This is a genomic window from Ensifer oleiphilus (assembly GCF_013371465.1).
GTDB classification, from domain to species: domain Bacteria; phylum Pseudomonadota; class Alphaproteobacteria; order Rhizobiales; family Rhizobiaceae; genus Ensifer; species Ensifer oleiphilus.
Window position 1 is genome coordinate 1 of sequence record NZ_JABWDU010000022.1, and the last position, 3,299, is coordinate 3,299.

The 3,299-nt window shown below is 52.5% G+C and carries 1 rRNA gene; it reads right to left on the reverse strand.

Annotated elements, in window-relative coordinates:
• Positions 1 to 10: 10 nt before the first annotated feature.
• A 23S ribosomal RNA gene (locus HT585_RS31495) occupies positions 11 to 2,807 on the reverse strand.
• Between the last annotated feature and the right edge of the window lie 492 nt (positions 2,808 to 3,299).

Consider the following 3,299-nt stretch of genomic DNA (forward strand, 5'->3'; position numbering starts at 1 on the left):
AGCAATGGGAACGATCAAGCCAATCGAACGATTAGTACTGGTAAGCTTCATGCGTTGCCGCACTTCCACACCCAGCCTATCAACGTGGTAGTCTTCCACGGTTCTCAAGGGAATACTCGTTTTCAGGTTGGTTTCCCGCTTAGATGCCTTCAGCGGTTATCCATTCCATATATAGCTACCCTGCTATGCCCTTGGCAGGACAACAGGTCCACCAGAGATATGTCCATCCCGGTCCTCTCGTACTAGGGACAGATCCTGTCAATATTCCTACACCCACGGCAGATAGGGACCGAACTGTCTCACGACGTTCTGAACCCAGCTCACGTACCGCTTTAATTGGCGAACAGCCAAACCCTTGGGACCTGCTCCAGCCCCAGGATGCGATGAGCCGACATCGAGGTGCCAAACAACCCCGTCGATATGGACTCTTGGGGGTCATCAGCCTGTTATCCCCGGCGTACCTTTTATCCGTTGAGCGATGGCCCTTCCACGCGGGACCACCGGATCACTATGACCGACTTTCGTCTCTGCTCGACTTGTCAGTCTCGCAGTCAGGCGGGCTTATGCCATTGCACTCGACGACCGATTTCCGACCGGTCTGAGCCCACCATCGCGCGCCTCCGTTACTCTTTCGGAGGCGACCGCCCCAGTCAAACTACCCACCATACACTGTCCCGGATCCGGATAACGGACCGCGGTTAGACATCCATGACGATAAGGGTGGTATTTCAAGGATGGCTCCACAAGAACTGGCGTCCCTGCTTCAAAGCCTACCACCTATCCTACACATGCCGACACGAATGCCAGTGTAAAGCTATAGTAAAGGTGCACGGGGTCTTTCCGTCTGACCGCAGGAACCCCGCATCTTCACGGGGAATTCAATTTCACTGAGTCTATGCTGGAGACAGCGGGGAAGTCGTTACGCCATTCGTGCAGGTCGGAACTTACCCGACAAGGAATTTCGCTACCTTAGGACCGTTATAGTTACGGCCGCCGTTTACTGGGGCTTCGATTCAGAGCTTGCACCCCTCCTCTTAACCTTCCAGCACCGGGCAGGCGTCAGACCCTATACGTCGTCTTGCGACTTCGCAGAGCCCTGTGTTTTTGATAAACAGTCGCTACCCCCTGGTCTGTGCCACCCTTTCTCACTTGCGTAAAAAAGGGTCACGCTTCTTCCGAAGTTACGCGTGCAATTTGCCGAGTTCCTTCAGCATAGTTCTCTCAAGCGCCTTGGTATACTCTACCTGACCACCTGTGTCGGTTTCGGGTACGGTCTATACGGTGGAGCTATTTCCTGGAACCGCGTCCCTGCACACCCAATCCAATAAGAGCGTACAAGTTAAGCAATCCGTCACTACCACCAGGCCCACGAATATTAACGTGGTTCCCATCGACTACGCGTGTCCGCCTCGTCTTAGGGGCCGGCTAACCCTGCTCAGATTAACTTTAAGCAGGAACCCTTGGTCTTTCGGCGAGAGGGTCTCTCACCCTCTTTATCGTTACTCATGTCAACATTCGCACTTCCGATACCTCCAGGACCCCTCACAGGTATCCCTTCACAGGCTTACGGAACGCTCCGCTACCACACGTCTTTAAGACGTATCCTCAGCTTCGGTGCATGGCTTTAGCCCCGTTACATTTTCGGCGCAAAGACCCTTAATTAGACCAGTGAGCTGTTACGCTTTCTTTAAATGATGGCTGCTTCTAAGCCAACATCCTGGTTGTTTTGGGATCCTCACATCCTTTCCCACTTAGCCATGACTTGGGGACCTTAGCTGGAGGTCAGGGTTGTTGCCCTCTTCACGACGGACGTTAGCACCCGCCGTGTGTCTGCCGACTAGTACTCCTCGGTATTCGGAGTTTGGTTAGGATCAGTAAGACGGTGAGTCCCCATAGCCCATCCAGTGCTCTACCCCCGAGGGTATTCGGTCGACGCACTACCTAAATAGTTTTCGCGGAGAACCAGCTATTTCCGAGTTTGATTGGCCTTTCACCCCTAGCCACAAGTCATCCCAATCTATTGCAACAGATGCGGGTTCGGTCCTCCAGTTGGTGTTACCCAACCTTCAACCTGCTCATGGCTAGATCACTCGGTTTCGGGTCTAATGCGACGAACTGAACGCCCTGTTCAGACTCGCTTTCGCTGCGCCTTCACCTATCGGCTTAAGCTTGCTCGTCACACTAAGTCGTTGACCCATTATACAAAAGGTACGCCGTCACCCTTGCGGGCTCCGACTGTTTGTAGGCATCCGGTTTCAGGTTCTATTTCACTCCCCTTGTCGGGGTGCTTTTCACCTTTCCCTCACGGTACTTGTTCGCTATCGGTCATGCACGAGTACTTAGGCTTGGAGAGTGGTCTCCCCATGTTCAGACAGGATTTCACGTGTCCCGCCTTACTCAAGGACACTGAGTGTTCTACGTGTAAGGGGCTATCACCCTCTACGGCCGACCTTTCCATGTCGTTCCACTTTATTCCTCAGTGCCACTGGCCTGGTCCGCGTTCGCTCGCCACTACTTGCGGAGTCTCGGTTGATGTCCTTTCCTGCAGGTACTTAGATGTTTCAGTTCCCTGCGTTCGCTTCTTACCCCTATGTATTCAGAGCAAGATACCTTTAAACAATACTTGGAAACCTAAGCCGTACCGAAGCACGACTTAAATTTTCCAAGTATTTAAGGTGGGTTTCCCCATTCGGAAATCCATGGATCAAAGCTTATTCGCAGCTCCCCACGGCTTATCGCAGCGTATCACGTCCTTCATCGCCTGTGCATGCCAAGGCATCCACCAAATGCCCTTCTTTCACTTGATCGTTCTCATTGCCAATGCTCATCCTTAAGCCACCATCCCCGAAGGGGATGCGGCAGACCGGGTTACCTTTTACAACCCAATCCAATCCAGATGCCATCGACGTGTTCGATACGGTCGCTTTATTGGAACCACGCCGAGCGGTTCGCTTGCGCCATATCTTAAGACCAGCTTCTCGAGATCTGTCCGGTGATGCGCGGTCAGGCAACACCAATCCAGCATGAACACCAGAAGGGCACTCACAAGTGAGCACCCAAACAATGATCATGCCTATAGGACAAGGCTTCCTTCCTACCTCCAGACCCTCTTCCATATCCGGTCGGCTAGACCTTCAATGGCTTCATAAGGACTGGGCTCGGACGTCTCCAACAACCTTTCGGTCATCTTCAACACCTGGAAGCTTCCAGACATATCTTCTCTTCACAATGTAATCAGAACAGGCATCAACCTCGAAAGGCGATGCAAACTTATTTTCTCCAAGGATATCTTTCCGCCA